General features: G+C 69.4%; 19 protein-coding genes. 9 read left to right on the forward strand and 10 right to left on the reverse strand.

The genetic code is table 11. The features are described from left to right. Positions 1-106: 106 nt before the first annotated feature. The 3 genes from LJ657_RS02875 to fasR all read right to left on the reverse strand — a co-directional run bounded on the left by LJ657_RS02875 (position 107) and on the right by fasR (position 3,338). Complete coding sequence (locus tag LJ657_RS02875) at positions 107-1,105, reverse strand: ketoacyl-ACP synthase III (RefSeq protein WP_232646572.1); 999 nt, start codon at positions 1,103-1,105, stop codon at positions 107-109. A gap of 20 nt (positions 1,106-1,125) precedes the next feature. Beyond that, positions 1,126-2,043 carry an ACP S-malonyltransferase gene (locus tag LJ657_RS02880; RefSeq protein WP_232646573.1) on the reverse strand — a complete coding sequence of 306 codons (918 nt, stop codon included), beginning with the start codon at positions 2,041-2,043 and terminating at the stop codon, positions 1,126-1,128. An 89-nt stretch (positions 2,044-2,132) separates the two neighbouring features. Further along, positions 2,133-3,338, reverse strand: a complete 1,206-nt coding sequence (gene fasR, locus LJ657_RS02885; protein ID WP_232646574.1) for a fatty acid biosynthesis transcriptional regulator FasR — start codon at positions 3,336-3,338, stop codon at positions 2,133-2,135. Between the two features lie 71 nt (positions 3,339-3,409). Between fasR and LJ657_RS02890 the strand changes: the two genes are divergently transcribed. Then, the gene (locus LJ657_RS02890; RefSeq protein WP_232646575.1) at positions 3,410-4,087 is read left to right on the forward strand and encodes a pirin family protein; all 678 of its coding nucleotides are present in this window, start codon (positions 3,410-3,412) and stop codon (positions 4,085-4,087) included. A 158-nt stretch (positions 4,088-4,245) separates the two neighbouring features. On the opposite strand, the gene LJ657_RS02895 is transcribed toward LJ657_RS02890, so the two are convergent. Together LJ657_RS02895 and LJ657_RS02900 are read right to left on the reverse strand one after the other, a co-directional pair. After that, complete coding sequence (locus tag LJ657_RS02895) at positions 4,246-5,067, reverse strand: serine hydrolase domain-containing protein (RefSeq protein WP_232646576.1); 822 nt, start codon at positions 5,065-5,067, stop codon at positions 4,246-4,248. 18 nt (positions 5,068-5,085) lie between these two features. Next, entirely contained in the window at positions 5,086-5,562 is a 477-nt protein-coding gene (locus tag LJ657_RS02900) for a GNAT family N-acetyltransferase (RefSeq protein ID WP_232646577.1), read from the reverse strand. A gap of 112 nt (positions 5,563-5,674) precedes the next feature. Between LJ657_RS02900 and LJ657_RS02905 the strand changes: the two genes are divergently transcribed. Beyond that, the gene (locus tag LJ657_RS02905) at positions 5,675-6,115 is read left to right on the forward strand and encodes a MerR family transcriptional regulator (RefSeq protein WP_115908394.1); all 441 of its coding nucleotides are present in this window, start codon (positions 5,675-5,677) and stop codon (positions 6,113-6,115) included. Further along, positions 6,112-7,128 (forward strand): aldo/keto reductase, encoded by a 1,017-nt coding sequence (locus LJ657_RS02910; protein WP_232646578.1) that lies wholly within the window; start codon positions 6,112-6,114, stop codon positions 7,126-7,128. Before LJ657_RS02905 ends, LJ657_RS02910 begins: the two co-directional genes overlap by 4 nt. A 193-nt stretch (positions 7,129-7,321) precedes the next feature. Here LJ657_RS02910 and LJ657_RS02915 read toward each other — a convergent pair whose 3' ends face one another. From LJ657_RS02915 to LJ657_RS02925, 3 genes are all read right to left on the reverse strand, one after another. Then, positions 7,322-8,179: a DUF4429 domain-containing protein gene (locus LJ657_RS02915; protein WP_232646793.1), complete on the reverse strand. Its 858-nt coding sequence runs from the start codon at positions 8,177-8,179 to the stop codon at positions 7,322-7,324. A gap of 57 nt (positions 8,180-8,236) precedes the next feature. Next, entirely contained in the window at positions 8,237-9,454 is a 1,218-nt protein-coding gene (locus LJ657_RS02920; RefSeq protein ID WP_232646579.1) for an alpha/beta hydrolase, read from the reverse strand. Positions 9,455-9,568: 114 nt separating this feature from the next. After that, positions 9,569-10,195 carry a TetR family transcriptional regulator gene (locus LJ657_RS02925; protein ID WP_232646580.1) on the reverse strand — a complete coding sequence of 209 codons (627 nt, stop codon included), beginning with the start codon at positions 10,193-10,195 and terminating at the stop codon, positions 9,569-9,571. Positions 10,196-10,261: 66 nt separating this feature from the next. On the opposite strand from LJ657_RS02925, the gene LJ657_RS02930 reads away from it, so the two are divergent. Together LJ657_RS02930 and LJ657_RS02935 are read left to right on the forward strand one after the other, a co-directional pair. Then, positions 10,262-11,881, forward strand: a complete 1,620-nt coding sequence (locus tag LJ657_RS02930; RefSeq protein WP_232646581.1) for an MFS transporter — start codon at positions 10,262-10,264, stop codon at positions 11,879-11,881. Positions 11,882-12,159: 278 nt separating this feature from the next. After that, entirely contained in the window at positions 12,160-12,468 is a 309-nt protein-coding gene (locus LJ657_RS02935; RefSeq protein WP_232646794.1) for a small hydrophobic protein, read from the forward strand. 140 nt (positions 12,469-12,608) lie between these two features. On the opposite strand, the gene LJ657_RS02940 is transcribed toward LJ657_RS02935, so the two are convergent. After that, on the reverse strand, positions 12,609-13,346 hold the full coding sequence (locus LJ657_RS02940; RefSeq protein WP_232646582.1) for a potassium channel family protein: 738 nt from the start codon (positions 13,344-13,346) through the stop codon (positions 12,609-12,611). Positions 13,347-13,417: 71 nt separating this feature from the next. Continuing rightward, positions 13,418-16,165, reverse strand: coding sequence for a pyruvate dehydrogenase (acetyl-transferring), homodimeric type (gene aceE, locus LJ657_RS02945; RefSeq protein ID WP_232646583.1), 2,748 nt, complete (start codon positions 16,163-16,165; stop codon positions 13,418-13,420). Positions 16,166-16,517: 352 nt separating this feature from the next. Between aceE and LJ657_RS02950 the strand changes: the two genes are divergently transcribed. From LJ657_RS02950 to LJ657_RS02965, 4 genes are all read left to right on the forward strand, one after another. After that, positions 16,518-16,949 (forward strand): DUF3052 domain-containing protein, encoded by a 432-nt coding sequence (locus LJ657_RS02950; RefSeq protein WP_232646584.1) that lies wholly within the window; start codon positions 16,518-16,520, stop codon positions 16,947-16,949. Between the two features lie 109 nt (positions 16,950-17,058). After that, positions 17,059-17,526, forward strand: a complete 468-nt coding sequence (locus tag LJ657_RS02955) for a peroxiredoxin (protein ID WP_232646585.1) — start codon at positions 17,059-17,061, stop codon at positions 17,524-17,526. Positions 17,527-17,639: 113 nt separating this feature from the next. Further along, complete coding sequence (locus LJ657_RS02960; protein WP_232646586.1) at positions 17,640-18,215, forward strand: calcium homeostasis/redox stress adaptation protein; 576 nt, start codon at positions 17,640-17,642, stop codon at positions 18,213-18,215. A 103-nt stretch (positions 18,216-18,318) separates the two neighbouring features. Continuing rightward, positions 18,319-18,897, forward strand: coding sequence for a TerD family protein (locus LJ657_RS02965; protein ID WP_232646587.1), 579 nt, complete (start codon positions 18,319-18,321; stop codon positions 18,895-18,897). The last annotated feature ends 37 nt before the right edge of the window (positions 18,898-18,934 follow it).

Genomic DNA, 18,934 nt, shown 5'->3' on the forward strand with positions numbered 1-18,934 from the left:
CAGGCGCTCCTTCGTAGTAATCCAGAGGGTGTGGCGCCCGCCGCGTCAGCGGCAGGTGTTGCAGTGCTTTCCGCACCGGATCCGATGATGATCCGGCACGGAGTGCCTAGGGGAGGGTAACGACCGTCGCGGCGTACACGAGACCCGCCCCGAAGCCGATGACGAGCGCGGTGTCGCCGCTCTTCGCCTCACCGGTCGCCAGAAGCCGCTCCATGGCGAGCGGAATCGAGGCGGCCGAGGTGTTGCCGGTGGTGCGTACGTCACGCGCGACCGTGACGTGCTCCGGCAGTTTCAGCGTCTTCACCATCGAGTCGATGATCCGCTCGTTGGCCTGGTGAGGAATGAAGACGTCCAGGTCGTCCGGGGTGATTCCGGCCGCGTCCAGCGCCTGCTGGGCGACCTTCGCCATCTCGAACACGGCCCAGCGGAACACCGCCTGGCCCTCCTGTGTGATCGCAGGGAACTTGTCCGTGGAGCTGTCGTACTCGTTCCACGCCACGGTCTGCTTGATCGTCTCGGACTTGTCGCCCTCCGAGCCCCATACGGTCGGGCCGATCGCCGGCTCCTGTGCGGGGCCGACCACGACCGCGCCCGCGCCGTCGCCGAACAGGAAGGCCGTCGCGCGGTCCTCCAGGTCGGTGAGGTCGGACAGCCGCTCCACGCCGATGACGAGGACGTACTCCGCGGAGCCCTCGACGATCATGCCCTTGGCGAGGGTGAGGCCGTAGCCGAAGCCGGCGCAGCCCGCCGAGATGTCGAACGCGGCGGCCTTGTTCGTGCCGAGCTTGTCGGCGATCTCCGTCGCCACGGCGGGGGTCTGCTTGAAGTGCGAGACGGTCGAGACGATCACGCCGCCGATCTGCTCCGCGGAGATCCCCGCGTCGGCGATCGCCTTGCCGGACGCCTCGATCGACATCGCGGCGACGGTCTCCTCGTCGGAGGCCCAGTGCCGGGTCTCGATGCCGGAGCGCGAACGGATCCACTCGTCCGACGAGTCGATCGTCTCGAGGATCACCTCGTTCGGCACGACCCGGGTCGGGCGGTAGCCGCCCACACCGAGGATGCGCGCGTACGGGGCGCCCTTGCTGGGCTTGATCTTCGACATGTTCGTACGGCTCCTTGATGTCAGGCGTTGGCGTGCTCAGTGATGAGCTCGCGGGCCGCGTCGAGGTCGTCGGGGGTCTTGAGCGCGAGCGTCCTCACGCCCGGCAGCGCGCGCTTGGCGAGGCCGACCAGCGTGCCGCCGGGGCACACCTCGATGACGGCCGTCGCGCCGAGCTCCTTGAAGGTCTCCATGCACAGGTCCCAGCGGACCGGGTTGGCGACCTGGCCGACCAGCCGCTCCAGCACCTCGGCGCCGGTCGCGACCGTCTGCCCGTCCTTGTTGGACACGTACGTGAACTTCGGGTCGGCGGGGGTCAGTTCGGCGGCGGCCTTGGCCAGCGCGTCGACGGCGGGCGCCATGTGGTGCGTGTGGAAGGCGCCGGCGACCTTCAGCGGGACGACCTTGCGGACGCCCTCGGGCTTGTCCTCGTTCAGCACGGCGAGCTGCTCCAGCGTGCCCGCGGCGACGATCTGGCCCGCGCCGTTCACGTTCGCCGGGGTCAGACCCAGCTTCTCCAGGTGCGCGACCGACACCTCGGGGTCGCCGCCGAGCAGCGCCGACATCCCGGTCTCGGTGATCGCGGCGGCGTCGGCCATGGCCAGACCCCGCTTGCGTACGAGGGTGAGCGCGGCGGCGTCGTCGAGGATGCCCGCGAAGGCGGCGGCGGTGATCTCGCCCACGCTGTGGCCCGCGACGGCGCCCGGCGTGACGGCACCGAGTGCCGAGGCGGACAGGATGCCGGCGGCGACGAGCAGCGGCTGGGCCACGGCGGTGTCGCGGATCTCCTCCGCGTCGGCCTTCGTGCCGTAATGGGCAAGGTCCAGCCCGATGGCGTCCGACCAGGCGGCGACGCGGTCGGCGGCACCGGGCAGTTCGAGCCAGGGAGTCAGGAAGCCGGGCGTCTGGGCGCCCTGGCCGGGAGCGACGAGTACGAGCACTCTCACACTCTCTCTTGTGGACGGCCACGGCCGCCCGTGGGGACAGGGACGAAGAACACGAGGGGGTTTTGTGGACCCCCGACAAAAGACTAGGCGGGGAGATCCCCGTCGGCCAGACGCCCCAGGATCAGCGCGATCCGCAGCGTGAACGCGGAGCGTACATCGGAAGGCGACCAACCGGTGACGTCAGTCACACGTCGGAGCCGGTAGCGCACGGTGTTCGGGTGAACGAAGAGCATCCGGGCCGCCCCCTCCAGACTGCTCGCCTGCTCGAGATAGACGGAGAGCGTCTCCAGAAGTGCCGAGCCGGCCTCCTCCAGCGGTCTGTAGATCTCCTCCACCAGCTGCTCGCGCGCGCTCGGGTCCCCGGCGATCGCGCGCTCCGGAAGCAGATCGTCCGCCAGCACCGGCCGCGGGGCGTCCTGCCAGGCGGAACACGCCTTCAGCCCGGCGGCCGCGGCCTGCGCGGACCGGGTCGCGGCGAGCAGATCGGACACCACGGGCCCGGCCACCACGGGCCCGGCCGCGTACGGCCCGATCAGCGACTTGGCCACCGCGATGGGGTTGTCGCTGCCGCCGGCGATGACGACGAGCCGGTCCCCGAGCACCCCGGTGAGCACCTGCAGCTTGGCGTGCCGGGCGGCCCGCCGAATCGCCTCCACCGTCAACTCTGAGTCCCCGTCGGGGGCGGTACCGAGGACGACACACACATGCTCGGGCGCGTTCCAACCCAGGGCGGCGGCCCTGCTGACGGCGCCCTCGTCGGCCTCGCCGCTGAGCACGGCGTTGACGACCAGTGACTCCAGCCGGGCATCCCAGGCACCGCGTGCCTCGGCGGCCTGGGCGTACACCTGGGCGGTGGCGAAGGCGATCTCCCGGGCGTACACGAGCAGCGCCTCGCGCAGCACGTTCTCGTCACCGGGCGCCGCCACCTCGTCGATGGCGGACTCCATGACCTCGATGGTGGTGCGCACCATCTCCACGGTCTGCCGCAGCGTGATCGCCCTGGTCAGCTCGCGGGGCGCGGTCCCGAACACATCCGTCGAGATGGCCTGCGGGGCATCGGGGTGCCGGAACCACTCGGTGAAGGCGGCGATACCGGCCTGGGCGACCAACCCGATCCAGGAACGGTTCTCCGGGGGCATCGCCCGGTACCACGGCAGCGTCTCGTCCATGCGCGCGATGGCCTGCTGGGCGAGAGAGCCGGAGGACTTCTCCAGACGCTTCAGGGTCGCTGCATGCTGGTGGACGCCGGGCGCGGCGGCTTCGGGCTTGCTCGTTTCGGGTTCGGGCACGGGGACAAGACTGCCTTATCCGGACGGGAGCGTGCGTCGCCGGGTGCAGACCGAGGTCTACCGTGGAGTGCGTGATGGACGTACGGCGCGCTGCGGAGCGCTACCCAGGGGGCGACCCGGCAGCCGGCATCGAGTCGTGGCACGCCTTCTCCTTCGGGCCGCACTACGACCCCGACAACCTCCGCTTCGGCGCGGTGATCGCCTGCAACGAGGAGCGTCTCGCCCCCGGCGCCGGCTTCGGCGAACACCCGCACAGCCACACCGAGATCGTGACGTGGGTGGTCGAGGGTGAGCTGACCCACCGTGACTCCTTCGGCCACGAGACGACGGTCCGGCCCGGCGACGTCCAGCGGCTCAGCTCGGCCGCGGGCGTACGGCATGTGGAGCGCAACGACGGCCCGACCCCCGTGACCTTCGTCCAGATGTGGCTGGCTCCCCGCGAGCCCGGCGGCGACCCCGCGTACGAGATCGTCCACGGCATCGCCGACTCGACGCCGTACGCGGTCCCGGAGGCGGGCGCGATGCTCCACGTACGGCGCCTGGGTGCGGGGGAGCGCACGGCGGTCCCGGACGGACACCACGTCTACGTCCATGTCGTACGCGGTGAAGTGCGCCTGGACGGCGAGGAGCTGGGGCCGGGCGACGCGGCTCGCATCATCGACGCCAAGGATCTGGAGGCGGTCGGGGCGACGCGGGCGGAGCTGCTGATCTGGGAGATGGCGGGATCTTCCAGCCCGTCCGGCGCCTGAGTCCTTCAGCCCGTCCGGCGCCTGAGTCTTCCAGCCCGTCCGGCGTTTGAGGACGAGGCCGTTCAGGCCGAAGCGGGGGTCTGGGGGCGGCAGCCCCCAGGGACGGGACGGGTAGGGGCGGCGGGGGCGAAACGGACCCGGCGGTGCCCCCACCGGCCTCAGCCCCGCAACTCCGAGAGCACCGCATCCGTGAACACCGGCCACACCTCGACCGCCCAGGGCCCGAAGGCCCGGTCGGTCAAGGCCACGCCCGCCACTCCCGCATCCGGGTCGATCCACAGGAACGTACCCGACTGTCCGAAGTGCCCGAAGGTGCGCGCGGAGGACGAAGAGCCCGTCCAGTGCGGCGACTTGGAGTCGCGGATCTCGAAGCCCAGGCCCCAGTCGTTCGGGTTCTGGTGCCCGTAGCCGGGCAGGACACCCTTCGTACCCGGGTACTGGACCGTCATCGTCTGTGCCACCGTCCGCGGATCCAGCAACCGCGGCGCCTGCACCTCGGCGGCGAACCGCAGCAGGTCCTCCACCGTCGACACACCGTCCTTCGCGGGGGAGCCCTCCAGGGATGTGCCGGTCATCCCCAGCGGCTCCAGCACCGCCTGCCGCAGATACTCGCCGAACGGGATGTCCGTCGCCTTGGCGATGTGGTCGCCGAGCTGCTCGAACCCGGCGTTGGAGTACAGCCGCCGCTCCCCGGGCGGTGCGGTCACCCGGTGCTCGTCGAACGCGAGCCCCGAGGTGTGGGCCAGCAGATGGCGGACCGTCGAGCCGGGCGGACCGGCCGGCTCGTCGAGCTCGATCGCCCCCTCCTCGTACGCGACGAGGGCGGCGTACGCGGCGAGCGGCTTGGTGACCGAGGCGAGGGGAAAGCGGTGGTCTGCCGGGCCATGGGTGCCGAGGACCGTGCCGTCGCCCCGCACCACACCCGCCGCGGCGGTGGGAACCGGCCAGTTTTCGATCAGCGCAAGGCTCTTCAGCGACATGCCGTCGAGCCTAAGCGCTCACAGCATGAGCTCCAGCAGGGGGTCGGGCCTGGGCTTGGTCCTGAAGCCGAGGGAGACATAGAGCGGCTCAGCCTCCGGGGAGGCGGTGAGGTGCACCCGTGCGGCACCGCGCTCCCGGAACCAGTCCAGCAGTACGTCCATGCACGCGCGCGCGTATCCGCGGCGCCGCGCGTCCGGGTCGGTCGCCACGCTGAAGACGTAGCCGACCCTCCCGAGCGGATCGCCCGCCTTCCCGATCCGGTAGTCGACGGTCCCGGCCACCAGCGCGGCCAGCGCCCCCGGCCGCTCCGGATGGTCCACGACGAACGCGGCGAAGTTCCCCTCCGCCTCGCCCAGCCTCTCCCGCAGCCCCGGCAGTGACTCCTGGTGCCAGTCCGTGGCAGGATCCGCCCCCGGTATCGAATCGATCATCACCTGGCGCAGCCGCAGCACTTCCCGCGCGTCCTCGGGCACGGCCCGGCGTACAAGACTCATGCCCCGCACGCTAGCCACCGCCACAGCCCGATGTCCCGCCGATTTCCGCCGTGCTTGTTTCTTACGGGTTCCGCTTGCTTGGAGTGCACTCGAAGGTCATAGCGTTGAGGTCATGACGGTGATGGAGACCACGCCCACCAGGACCGACAGTTGCGGTGCCCCGCCCCACCCCCATCGGCGCCCCGAAGGCCAGGACAGCTACACGATCAGCGAGGTCGTCGCGTTCACCGGCCTCACCGCGCACACCCTGCGCTGGTACGAGCGCATCGGGCTGATGCCGCACGTGGACCGCTCGCACACGGGCCAGCGCCGCTACAGCAACCGTGACCTCGACTGGCTGGACCTCGTCGGCAAGCTCCGGCTGACCGGTATGCCGGTCGCCGACATGGTGCGGTACGCGGAACTGGTGCGCGAGGGCGACCACACGTTCGGCGAGCGTTTCGAACTGCTCGAGCAGACCCGCCGGGACGTGCTGTCCCGGATGGCGGAGCTCCAGGACACCCTCGCGGTGCTCGACCGGAAGATCAGCTTCTACGCGGAGAAGGTGCGATGACGGACAGCAGGATCCCGACGGTACGACTCGGCGCCGACGGCCCCGAGGTCGGCGTACAGGGCCTCGGCTGCATGGGCATGAGCTGGGCGTACGGCCCCACCGACGCGGAGGAGTCGCGGGCCACCCTGGAGCGGGCACTGGAGCTGGGCGTCACGCTGTACGACACGGCGGAGGGCTACGGCGACGGCGACAACGAGCGCTTCCTTTCGCCGTTCTTCAGGGCGCACCGGGACGAGGTCGTCATCGCGACCAAGTTCGGCGTACGCGTCCCGGCGGGCGACCGCACCAAGCGGGTCATCCGAGGCGACGCCCCGTATGTCCGCCAGGCCGTCGAGGGCAGCCTGCGCCGCCTGGACGTCGACGTCATCGACCTCTACTACATGCACCGGCGCGATGTGAACGTGCCGATCGAGGAGACCGTCGGCGCCATGGCCGAGCTGGTCCGCGAGGGCAAGGTCAAGCACCTCGGCCTCAGCGAGGTCACCGCCGACGAACTGCGCGCCGCGCAGGCCGTGCACCCGATCGCCGCCGTGCAGTCGGAGTGGTCCCTGTTCAGCCGGGACATCGAGGCCAACGTGGTGCCGGCCGCCCGCGAACTGGGCGTGGCCCTGGTCCCGTACTCCCCGCTCGGCCGCGGCTTCCTCGCCGGCTCCTTCTCCAACGCGGACAAGGACCTGACCGACGGCGACGTCCGCCGCTCGATGCCCCGCTTCCAGGGCGACAACGCGGCCACCAACGCGGCCCTCCTCGACCCCATCCGCACCGTGGCGGAGGCCCACCACGCCTCCCCGGCCCAGATCGCCCTCGCCTGGGTCCAGCAGCGGGCGGATGTGCACGGGCTGGCGGTCGCCCAGATTCCTGGCACGACGAAGCGCAGGAGGGTGGAGGAGAACGCAGCGGCAACGGCCATCGTCCTGACGGACGAAGAGCTGGCTGCGCTGGAACCGATCGCGTCGAAGGTGGCGGGGACGCGTTACCCGGACATGACCTTCGCATCTGCAGGCAGGGAGTAACCCCTTTCAAGGGAGTAACCCCTTTCAAGGGGGCGCGCGGAGCAGTTTCCAAGCGGGTCCGGGCGGGACGGCTTTCAAGGTGGCGCGGGACGGCTTTCAAGGGGCGCGGGGCTGTGTCGATTTGCGGCTCCGCCGCGGGGCGCGACCAGCCACGACGAACCCGCGGAAGCCAACGAACCGCACTCGGCAGACGCTAGAGCTCCGCCAGCAACTCCGCCTTCTTGACGGAGAACTCCTCATCCGTCACCAGCCCCGCCTGATGCAACTCCCCCAGGTGACGAATGCGCTCGGCAATGTCGGCCGGATCGCGCCTAGGCGCACCGGCCGACACCACAGCCGCCGGCCCGGCCTCCCGCACCGCGGCCAGCACAGCCGCCGCAAACGGCAACGACTCATGTACGGGTCCGTACCCCAACCCGAACACCACAGCCGCCGGATCCTGGTCAACCTGCTCAGCCTGTGCAGCACTACGCCGTACCAACCGCAGATGCCCCTCGAGCACCTCCGGCGACCGCCACTCCACCCCGCTCAGTTCACCGACCGGAAAACTCTGGTCCCCGGCCTTCCACTTGGCGGAGGACGCCCCCGTCCAGAACCACCGGAAGTGCACGGTCTTCCCGTCGAAGGACGCCTTCGCGTCATACGCCTTGAACTGCCGGGGCGCCTCGGGCGCGGCCACCAGAAACCGCTCGGCGGGCTCCCCGTCCGCGGTCAGCAGCGCCCGCAGCTCGTCGGCGTAGTACTCGGCGAGAGCGTCCCGCTCGGCAGGCAGCACCAGCCGGTACGGATCGCACCCTTCCTTGAGCTGTCCCGCCGCCGCCTCCAGCAGCGGATCGGCCCCGGGCCGCACCTCGGCCCGCAGGACGACGGTGCCGCGCTTCCCGGGGGACAGCGTCACCCCGGAGATCGCCTCCAGCGGCACACGACGTTCCCCCAGCGCCTGGAAGAGCTTGGGTGTTCGAATCCCCCGTTCGTAACGGATGAGCACGGAGTCGGACTCGAACTCCCAGGCGGCATGAAATCCGGCCAGTACGTCACCCATGCGGCTCATCGTATGCATGACCCGGTCCTTCGTCTCCACCCCGCGCATACCGCGGTTTCTGCGCCTCTACGCGCGTCCGGCCGCGGTCGTGCCGGACAAACCCTCCCGGCACCCGCTCTCCTCGCGTGCGCAGCGCACCGACTGGTACGCGCCAACGCCGATCTCCGCGAAGTTCAGCACGCTCTGCGTGCCCGGCTCGAAATAGCCGGCATGCCCCTTCGCGCCCTGCGCGGACAGCACCCGTGCCCCGAACGCGGCCGACACCGGGTCGGCCCCGTGGCCCAGCCCGCCGAGCTCCAGGTACGGCACGTCCTGGACCCAGTCGGTGGCGTCCCGCATCGCCCACACCTGAGCGGTGGTGCGCAGGTGGGAGGCGTTCGACACGCGCATGCCGGGGCTGGCGGCCACCGCTATGTCGGCCACCCGGCGCGGCAGTCCGGGAGCGGCGATGCCGCACACCACGGAGCCGTAGCTGTGGCAGAACAGCGAGACCGGCGCCTTGCCGGGCAGCCCGCGCAGCATCGCGTTCAGCCGCAGCGAGCCCTCCGCCGCGCGCATCGCCGTCGCCGAGTCGATGCCGAGCCCGGCGGGCGCCGTGTAGTCGGCCCAGGCGATCACGGCCGTACGCGTCGTCGGGCTCGCCGCATGCTCCGCCGCGTACAGCGACTGGGCCATGCCGAGGGCTGCCGAGTACGGGCGGTTGGTCTTCTGGAAGGTGAGCAGGTTGGTGTCGACGCCGGGGACGACGACCGACACGCGTTCGGCCCGCTGCAGGTCTCCGATCACCTCCGCTACCCGCCCCGAGCCCTCGGGATCGAAGGCGAGGATCTGCCGGCCCTTGTTCAGCAGCGAGTCGTAGCGGTGCATACGGCGGCCGGCGTCCCGCTGTCCGACGGGCGAGAGCCGGCTGTCGTGCATGCGTCCGAGCTCGACCTTGCGCTGCTCGCTGAGCGCGACACGGTTGGCGCGGTAGCGCAGCGCGACGGGAGCACCGTTCATGTTGCCGACCGCGAGGGGGTAGCGGTGCGCGAGGTGGCTGCGCTCCTGAGCGGTGAGCGAGGCGAAGAAGCGGGCGAGGTGCGCGGGGGACGCGTCGGCGTCCGGCAGGTGGTGCCCGTGGAAGCGGCCGTGCTCCCAGGAGGAGAGCGAGGCCTGCAGCGGAGTCACCGCGCGATGGCTGCGCAGGGCCGTCCATCCGGTGGTCGCCAGCATCACGAACACGACGGCCAGTGCGAGCAGCGCGCGCCAGACGTTCAGTTGCGGGGAAGTGTCGAAGGAAGTCACTGGGAGGACACACTAGGAGAACGAGAGGGTCTCGCGTGAGCTGAGTGACGGGTATCACGTTTCGATAAACGTGGCGATGACCTCAGTGTCTCTCAATGTCCCGCCCGATCTGCCTCAGCGTGTTCGCCATCTCTCTGTGAGTGCCGGGCCCACCTGTTCGAGGTACGAAATCGTCAACGCGCGCATCGCCTCGACGCTGAAGTCCTCACCGGTGGACCACTGCCGTTCCGTCACCCGCATCACCCCGCCGAACACGGCCACGGCCAGGCGCGGCCGGGGATCGGCGTCCACGTCCAGGCCCTCGCGCTCGGCGAGGACGCGCGCGATGGTGTCCTCGGTCTCCTCGTTGCGTCGCAGATGTGCGGCGAGCAGCACGGGCGTCGACTCGATCACCCTGTGCATCCGCAGATAAAGCTCGACCGGTACGACGGCCTCGATCACCTCGTGGAGCGTGTCCCAGCCCTCCAGGACCGCCTGGCGCAGGGCCTGCACCGGCGCCTCGTCCGCCGGCCGTTCGCGCACGGCTTCGACGAACCGAAGCACCGCCAGCTCCTGCAGGGCGAGCGCGGCCTCCTCCTTGCCGGCGAAGTAGCGGAAGAAGGTGCGCTGCGAGACGTCGACGGCCTCGGCGATCTCGTCGACGGTCGTCTCCTCGTACCCGCGGGTGGTGAACAGTTCGACGGCGGTCCGCAGCAGCGCGTCCCGCGTGCGCTGCTTCTTGCGTGCGCGGAGTGTTTCCATATGCGTCAGTTACTGACTTGTGAATTGGTTTGTCAATTGTCAGCGGCTGTCACTAGCCTCGAACACATGACTAGTCAGACCACCATCGACACGACGGGGCCGGGGGACAGGGCACCGGCAGCCCCGTCGGACGCGCCGCAGGCCGCCGGGCTGCGCGGCCACCCGTGGTTCACCCTCATCACCGTCGCCGTCGGGGTCATGATGGTGGCCCTCGACGGCACCATCGTGGCCATCGCCAACCCGGCCATCCAGAAGGACCTCAAGGCGAGCTTCGCCGACGTCCAGTGGATCACCAACGGGTACTTCCTCGCCCTCGCGGTCTCCCTGATCACCGCCGGAAAGCTGGGCGACCGCTTCGGGCACCGCCAGACCTTCCTGATCGGCGTGACCGGCTTCGCCGCCGCCTCGGGTGCCATCGGCCTGTCCAACAGCATCGCCGCGGTCGTCACCTTCCGGGTCTTCCAGGGACTGTTCGGCGCGCTGCTGATGCCGGCCGCGCTCGGCCTGCTGCGGGCGACCTTCCCGGCCGAGAAGCTCAACATGGCCATCGGTATCTGGGGCATGGTCATCGGCGCCTCCACCGCCGGCGGCCCGATCCTCGGCGGCGTCCTGGTCGAGCACGTCAACTGGCAGTCGGTGTTCTTCATCAACGTGCCGGTCGGCGTGACAGCCCTGCTCCTGGGCCTGCTGATCCTGCGCGACCACCGCGCCGAGAACGCCCCGCGCTCCTTCGACCTCCTCGGCATCGCCCTGCTCTCCGGCGCGATGTTCTGCCTGGTCTGGGCCCTGATCAAGGCCCCGGCCTGGGGCTGGGGCGACGGCAGGACCTGGACGTTCATAGCCGTCTCGATCGTCGGCTTCGTCCTCTTCTCCTTCTGGGAGACGAAGGTCAAGGAGCCGCTGATCCCGCTGACCCTGTTCCGCTCGGTCCCGCTGTCGGCGGGTGTCGTGCTGATGGTCCTGATGGCCATCGCCTTCATGGGCGGCCTGTTCTTCGTGACGTTCTACCTCCAGAACGTGCACGGCATGAGCCCGATCAAGGCCGGCGAGCATCTGCTGCCGCTCACCGGCATGATGATCGTCGGCTCCCCGCTCGCGGGCGCGCTGATCACCAAGCTGGGCCCGCGCATCCCGCTGGCCGGCGGCATGGCGGCCACCGCGATCGCCATGTACGGCATGTCGACGCTGAAGGCGGACACGGGCAGCGCCGAAATGTCCCTCTGGTTCGCCCTCCTCGGCCTCGGCCTCGCGCCGGTCATGGTCGGCGCCACGGAGGTCATCGTCGGCAACGCGCCCATGGAGCTCTCCGGCGTCGCCGGCGGCCTCCAGCAGGCGGCGATGCAGATCGGCGGCAGCCTCGGTACGGCCGTCCTCGGCGCCGTGATGGCGTCCAAGGTCGACAGCGACCTCCCGGCCAACTGGAAGGACGCCGGGCTCCCGCCGCTCACCCCCACCCAGCTGGGCCAGGCCTCCGAGGCCGTCCAGGTCGGTGTGGCCCCGGTCGCCAAGGGAACCCCGGAGGCGATCGCCGCGAAGATCGCGGGCGTCGCGCACGACACGTTCATCTCCGGCATGAGCCTGGCGTCCCTGGTCGCCTGCGGAGTCGCGGTCGTGGCCGTCTTCGTCGCCCTGCTCACCAAGCGCGGCGAGAACGCGGAGGCGGGAGCGGGCGCGGCCCACATCTGACGCGGGGGACACCCGGCGAACCTGACGGGTTTTCAACGGACTTCGCCTATCAGGGTGAAGAAGCTAAAGATTCCTCGCGTCCCATGCGAGCCGCAGGCCACAGTGGTCAAGCCCTCCACACGGCATGTTCCTAGGGCACGTTCGTACGGCGTGGAGGGTGATCGGTGCTGCGGCGCGCTGCCGGAGGGGGTCAGCGCGCCGGCAGCCCGAGGATTAGGAAGCGCACGGTGGGTACCCGCTCGTTGAACCCCGAACAGACCCCGGGGTTCAGGGAGTTGATGATGGCGGGCTTCGGACACGGAACGCGCAGGTACCCCCGCTCACGTGGCCGCACGTGGTCACGGACCGGGCCGGATCGCGCAACGCTCGGAATCATCGGAACCATCTGCGCGGTCGCCGGATTCTTCGTGCTGGGGATCATCCTCGGCCCCCTGGCGATCGTCTGCGGTTGGCTGGCAATGGGTCGCACCTGGGCGGGCAGCCGCTCGGTCCCGGCCTTGGTCGCCTTCGTACTGGGCGCCATCGACACGCTCCTGGCGATCGTGTGGCTCGCCGGAGCGGCAACCCCGGGCAACGGTCTTCTGTGACCCGGGGCGCGTGAGGGAAGGGCCCCCGGCGGATCGGCCGGGGGCTCGCCCGCGGGCAGTCGTGCCGCCACGGGCGGCGCCCCTCCCAAAGAGAGCAGCCCCCCGCACGCGCGGGCAAGCGAACCCGCGGCGCCTCCCGTTCACGGCGTACCCGACGGCTCCCGCAACGCCGCGACCTCGGCCCGAAGCGCCCGTACCTCCTCCGTAAGCGCCTCGATCGCCTCCGTCTGCCGCCGCTCCTCCACATCGTCCTTCTCGAACCGTGCGATGAACCACGTGGCGATGTTCGCGGTGACCACACCCAGCAGGGCTATACCGGCCAGCATCAGCCCGACGGCGATCATCCGCCCCAGCCCCGTGGTCGGCGCATGATCCCCGTACCCCACGGTCGTCATCGTGGTGAACGACCACCACACCGCGTCACCCAGCGTCCGGATGTTCCCGTTCGGCGACTCCCGCTCCACGGACAGCACGGCCAGCGACCCGAACATCAGCAACCCGACGACGGCGCCCGCGACATACGTCGTCAGCTGGATCTGCGGGGCCATCCGCGCCCGCCGCCCGACGAGTATCAGCGTCGACACCATCCGCAGCAGCCGCAACGGCTGAAGCATCGGCAGCACGACGGCGCAGAGGTCTATCCAGTGCGTCCGTACGAACTCCTTGCGCCGCGGGGCGAGCCCCACCCGCACCAGATAGTCCGTGGCGAACGCCCCCCAGACCACCCACTCCACCACCGTGCACGCGGAGGTCAGCGAGTGCCCCGCGGAGTGGTCCACGATCGGCACGGCATACGCGACGGCAAAACCCACCGCGAGCGCCAGCAGGGGCCGCTGGGAGTACTGCTCCCAACGCCCCTGCGCCGTTTGATGCTTCATGCCCGCATCGTAAAGAACGAGTAAGGGCGGCGAGACCATCTGGTCCCGCCGCCCTCAAACCGGCCTCGGCGTTATGCGTCCCCGCCGGCCGCCCCCGGATCCGCCGCCGCGACATCCAGAAGCTGATACCGGTCAATGGCCTGCTTGAGCACCGACCGATCGACTTTCCCCTCCTTGGCCAGCTCCGTCAGTACCGCCACCACGATCGACTCCGCATCGATGTGGAAGAACCGCCGAGCCGCCCCCCGGGTGTCGGCGAAGCCGAACCCATCCGCACCCAGGGACTGGTAAGACCCCGGCACCCACCGCGCGATCTGGTCCGGAACCGCCCGCATCCAGTCGGACACGGCCACGAAGGGCCCCTGCGCACTCGACAGCTTCTGCGTCACGTACGGCACCCGCTGCTCCTCCTCGGGGTGCAGCAGGTTGTGCCGCTCGACGTCCACGGCCTCGCGCCGCAGCTCGTTCCAGGAGGTCGCCGACCAGACGTCGGCCTTGACGTTCCACTCCTCGGCGAGGATCTTCTGCGCCTGGACGGCCCACGGCACGGCCACACCGGACGCCATGATCTGCGCCGGGATCGACCCCGAAGGGCCCTCGGAGAGCCGGTGGATGCCCTTGAGGATGCCCTCGACGTCCACGTTCGCAGGCTCGGCCGGGTGCTGGATGGGCTCGTTGTAGACGGTGAGGTAGTAGAAGACGTCCTCGCCGTGCGGGTGCTCCGCGTCGCCGCCGTACATCCGCCGCAGACCGTCCTGCACGATGTACGCGATCTCGTACGAGTACGCCGGGTCGTAGGCGACACAGCCCGGGTTGGTCGAGGCGAGCAGCTGCGAGTGGCCGTCCGCGTGCTGCAGACCCTCACCGGTCAGCGTCGTACGGCCGGCGGTCGCACCCAGGACGAAACCGCGCGCCAGCTGGTCGGACATCTGCCAGAACTGGTCGCCGGTGCGCTGGAAACCGAACATCGAGTAGAAGACGTAGACCGGGATCAGCGGCTCGCCGTGTGTGGCGTACGCCGAGCCCGCCGCGATCAGCGAGGCCGTGCAGCCCGCCTCCGAGATGCCGTCGTGCAGCATCTGGCCGGTCGGCGACTCCTTGTAGGCGAGCAGCAGGTCGCGGTCCACGGCCTCGTACTGCTGCCCCAGCGGGTTGTAGATCTTCGCACTCGGGAAGAAGGAGTCCATACCGAACGTGCGGTACTCGTCCGGCGCGATCAGTACGAACCGCTTGCCGATCTCCTTGTCCCGCATGAGGTCCTTGAGGAGACGGACGAAGGCCATCGTGGTCGCGATCGACTGCTGACCCGAGCCCTTCTTCACCGTCGCGTACGTCTTGTCGTCCGGCAGCGCGAGCGGCTTGGAGCGCACGACGCGGGTCGGGACGTACCCACCGCACTGCTTGCGATGGTCGTGCATGTACTGGATCTCTTCCGAGTTCCGGCCCGGGTGGTAGTACGGCGGAACCCCGCTCTCCAGGTCCTTGTCGGAGATCGGCAGGTGCAGCCGGTCGCGGAAGCGCTTGAGGTCGTCGACCGTCAGCTTCTTCATCTGGTGCGTGGCGTTGCGGCCCTCGAAGTTCGGGCCCAGCGTCCAGCCCTTGATCGTCTTGGCCAGGATCACCGTCGGCTGGCCCTTGTGCGCCTTGGCCGCCGAGAACGCCGCGAAGATCTTCCTGTGGTCGTGACCGCCGCGGCCCAGGTGCAGGATCTGGTCGTCGGTCATGCCCTCGACCATCGCGCGCAGCCGCTGGTCGTCGCCGAAGAAGTTCTCGCGGATGTACGCGCCGGACTCGGTGGCGTAGGTCTGGAACTGGCCGTCCGGCGTCGTGTTCATCTTGTTGACGAGGATGCCGTCGCGGTCCTGGGCGAGCAGCGGGTCCCAGGAGCGGTCCCAGATGAGCTTGATCACGTTCCAGCCGGCGCCGCGGAAGACCGACTCCAGCTCCTGGATGACCTTGCCGTTGCCGCGCACCGGGCCGTCCAGGCGCTGCAGGTTGCAGTTGACCACGAAGGTCAGGTTGTCCAGGCCCTCACGGGCGGCGATGGTCAGCTGGCCGAGCGACTCCGGCTCGTCCATCTCGCCGTCGCCGAGGAACGCCCACACCTGGGACTTGCTCGTGTCGGCGATCCCGCGCGCGTGCATGTAGCGGTTCATCCGGGCCTGGAAGATCGCGCCGATCGGGCCGAGGCCCATCGACACGGTCGGGAACTCCCAGAAGTCCGGCATCGAGCGGGGGTGCGGGTACGAGGACAGCCCGTGCGGGGCCTTCGACTTCTCCTGCCGGAAACCGTCGAGGTTCTCCTCGCTGAGGCGGTCGAGCAGGAACGCGCGCGCGTAGATGCCCGGAGAGGCGTGGCCCTGGAAGAAGACCTGGTCGCCGCCGTCGCCCTCGTCCTTGCCGCGGAAGAAGTGGTTGAAGCCGACGTCGTAGAGCGACGCGGAGGAGGCGAAGGTGGCGATGTGGCCGCCGACGCCGATGCCGGGGCGCTGGGCGCGCGAGACCATGACCGCCGCGTTCCAGCGGGTGGCGTTCAGGACCTTGCGCTCGATCTCCTCGTTGCCGGGGAAGAACGGCTCACTCTTGGTGGGGATCGTGTTGACGTAGTCCGTGCTGCGCATCTCGGGCACGGCCACGCGCTTCTCGCGAGCCCGCTCGATCAGCCGCAGCATCAGGTAGCGGGCCCGCTCACGGCCGCGCTCGTCGACGGCGGCGTCCAGGGAGTCGAGCCACTCCTGGGTCTCCTCGGGATCGAAGTCAGGAACCTGACTCGGAAGGCCGCCAATGATGATCGGATTGCGATCGGATCCGGAAGCCACGCTGTTCCTTACCTGTCAGAGGGCTGCATTGAGCTGCTTTTCGGTACGCCTGCACCGTTCCCCATCGTGTACCTCGGGAAAGCAAACGTCATCTCTACTGAGAGGTAACCGAGACCTGCGTCAGCTCCACCTGGTTCCCAATGCCACAAAGGGGGCAGAAAGGTGTGGTGTAGGTCACTTGTGGCGGCGGTTGCGTGCCTGGAGTTGGGGTGACACGGCCAGGATCGTCACCGTTTCGGCGGTCTGAACGGCCGGGTACTTGCGCGATCCGCCCCGCCCGTGTGGACTACGGCCAATGCTTCGCGCACGCGCGTGGCTGAACACTTTCCAATTCATGATCAGGAGGCACCCCGTGAGCGCGACCGCGGACCACGCGGAGACGAGCCCTGCCGTGAGGCTGGGGTTCCAGCCCGAGCAGGTGGTCCAGGAGATCGGCTACGACGACGACGTAGACCAGGAACTCCGCGAGGCCATTGAGCAGGTCATCGGCAGCGACCTTGTGGACGAGGACTACGACGACGTCGCCGATGCCGTGGTGCTCTGGTTCCGCGACGACGACGGCGACCTGACCGATGTGCTGGTGGATGCCACCACGTACATCGAGGAGGGCGGCTCGATCCTGCTGCTGACGCCGAAGACCGGCCGCGACGGCTACGTGGAGCCGAGCGACATCTCCGAAGCCGCGACGACGGCGGGGCTGTCCGCCTCCAAGAGCGTCAGCGTGGGCAAGGACTGGAGCGGCAGTCGGCTGGTGACGCCCAAGGCAGCCAAGTCCAAGAAGTAGAAGACCACCGGGGACGGGCTGAGTACGCTCAGCCCGTCCGTCGGCTTTCCGTGGCCGCTGCGTAGGGTGGGTGCCACCCGAACAGCCCCACCGAAAGGGACGTATCCCGATGGCGATCCAGGTCGGCGACAAGGCCCCCGACTTCGAGCTCAAGGACAACCACGGCGCCACCGTGAAGCTCTCCGAGTTCCGGGGCGGCGAGAACCCAAAGAACGTCGTCCTGCTCTTCTACCCCTTCGCCTTCACCGGAGTGTGCACCGGTGAGCTGTGCGAGGTGCGGGACAACCTGCCGCAGTTCTCCGACCGCGACACCCAGGTGCTCGCCGTCTCCAACGACTCCATCCACACCCTGCGCGTCTTCGCCGAGCAGGAGGGCCTGGAGTACCCGCTGCTGAGCGACTTCTGGCCGCACGGCGAGGTCTCGCGCGCCTACGGCGTCTTCGCCGAGGACAAGGGCTGCGCGGTACGCGGCACCTTCGTCATCGACAAGGAGGGTGTCGTGCGCTGGACCGTCGTCAACGCGTTGCCGGACGCCCGCGACCTGAGCGAGTACGTGAAGGCGCTCGACACCCTGTGATTCTTCGGCTCCAAGCCATGCGTGCGGCGGGAACCCCTCACTAGGATCGAATCGTTGATCCGGTATCAGACGCACGGCGGGGCTCCCCGCCCCTGGACACCAATGGAGGACTCGTGGGAGTCAGCCTCAGCAAGGGCGGCAACGTATCGCTGACCAAGGAGGCCCCGGGCCTGACCGCGGTCATCGTCGGTCTGGGGTGGGACGTCCGCACCACGACCGGTACCGACTTCGACCTGGACGCCAGCGCGCTGCTGCTGAACGCGTCGGGCAAGGTCGGCAGTGACGCCAACTTCGTCTTCTTCAACAACCTCAAGAGCCCGGACGGCTCGGTCGAGCACACCGGGGACAACATCACCGGTGAGGGCGAGGGCGACGACGAGCAGATCAAGATCAACCTCGCGGCCGTCCCGGCCGAGGTCGAGAAGATCGTGTTCCCGGTCTCGATCTACGACGCCGAGAACCGCCAGCAGTCGTTCGGCCAGGTGCGCAACGCGTTCATCCGCGTGGTGAACCAGGCGGGCGAGGCCGAGATCGCCCGCTACGACCTCTCCGAGGACGCCTCGACGGAGACCGCCATGGTCTTCGGCGAGCTGTACCGCAACGGCGCGGAGTGGAAGTTCCGCGCCATCGGTCAGGGGTACGCCTCGGGCCTGCGCGGCATCGCGCAGGACTTCGGCGTGAACGTCTGAGATCCGTCACCGGGTCTCACATCGTCCGGCGCCGCACCGTTTGCGTGCGGCGCCGGACGCGCAGGACAACCAAAGAAGCACCATCTCGGGGAGGACCAGCATCATGGGCGTCACGCTCGCCAAGGGGGGCAATGTCTCCCTGTCCAAGGCCGCACCCAACCTGACCCAGGTGATGATCGGGCTGGGCTGGGACGCGCGCTCCACCACCGGAGCCCCGTTCGACCTGGACGCCAGCGCCCTGCTGTGCGGCGCCGGCAACCGGGTCCTGGGCGACGAGTACTTCGTCTTCTACAACCAGCTCAAGAGCCCGGAGGGCTCGGTGGAGCACACCGGCGACAACCTCACCGGTGAGGGCGAGGGCGACGACGAGTCGATCCTGGTCGACCTCGGCCAGGTGCCGGCCCACTGCGACAAGATCGTCTTTCCGGTCTCGATCCACATGGCCGACGAGCGCGCCCAGACCTTCGGACAGGTGAGCAACGCCTTCATCCGCGTCGTCAACCAGGCCGACGGCCAGGAGCTCGCGCGCTACGACCTCAGCGAGGACGCCTCCACCGAAACCGCGATGATCTTCGGTGAGCTCTACCGCTACCAGGGCGAATGGAAGTTCCGGGCGGTGGGACAGGGGTACGCGTCGGGGCTCCGGGGCATCGCTCTAGACTTTGGAGTCAACGTTTCGTAAAGGCGAGTACGGCGCGGGGGAGAGACCCGTACCGATA

It is taken from the genome of Streptomyces guryensis (assembly GCF_021261325.1).
Lineage (GTDB): Bacteria > Actinomycetota > Actinomycetes > Streptomycetales > Streptomycetaceae > Streptomyces > Streptomyces guryensis.

Coding starts and splice junctions, on each gene's coding strand:
- LJ657_RS02940 (WP_232646582.1), bottom strand. CDS start 13,346: ATGAAGCATCAAACGGCGCAGGGGCGTTGGGAGCAGTACTCCCAGCGG.
- LJ657_RS02875 (WP_232646572.1), bottom strand. CDS start 1,105: ATGTCGAAGATCAAGCCCAGCAAGGGCGCCCCGTACGCGCGCATCCTC.
- LJ657_RS02905 (WP_115908394.1), top strand. CDS start 5,675: ATGACGGTGATGGAGACCACGCCCACCAGGACCGACAGTTGCGGTGCC.
- LJ657_RS02900 (WP_232646577.1), bottom strand. CDS start 5,562: ATGAGTCTTGTACGCCGGGCCGTGCCCGAGGACGCGCGGGAAGTGCTG.
- LJ657_RS02895 (WP_232646576.1), bottom strand. CDS start 5,067: ATGTCGCTGAAGAGCCTTGCGCTGATCGAAAACTGGCCGGTTCCCACC.
- LJ657_RS02910 (WP_232646578.1), top strand. CDS start 6,112: ATGACGGACAGCAGGATCCCGACGGTACGACTCGGCGCCGACGGCCCC.
- LJ657_RS02955 (WP_232646585.1), top strand. CDS start 17,059: ATGGCGATCCAGGTCGGCGACAAGGCCCCCGACTTCGAGCTCAAGGAC.
- LJ657_RS02915 (WP_232646793.1), bottom strand. CDS start 8,179: ATGAGCCGCATGGGTGACGTACTGGCCGGATTTCATGCCGCCTGGGAG.
- LJ657_RS02935 (WP_232646794.1), top strand. CDS start 12,160: ATGATGGCGGGCTTCGGACACGGAACGCGCAGGTACCCCCGCTCACGT.
- LJ657_RS02965 (WP_232646587.1), top strand. CDS start 18,319: ATGGGCGTCACGCTCGCCAAGGGGGGCAATGTCTCCCTGTCCAAGGCC.
- LJ657_RS02925 (WP_232646580.1), bottom strand. CDS start 10,195: ATGGAAACACTCCGCGCACGCAAGAAGCAGCGCACGCGGGACGCGCTG.
- LJ657_RS02930 (WP_232646581.1), top strand. CDS start 10,262: ATGACTAGTCAGACCACCATCGACACGACGGGGCCGGGGGACAGGGCA.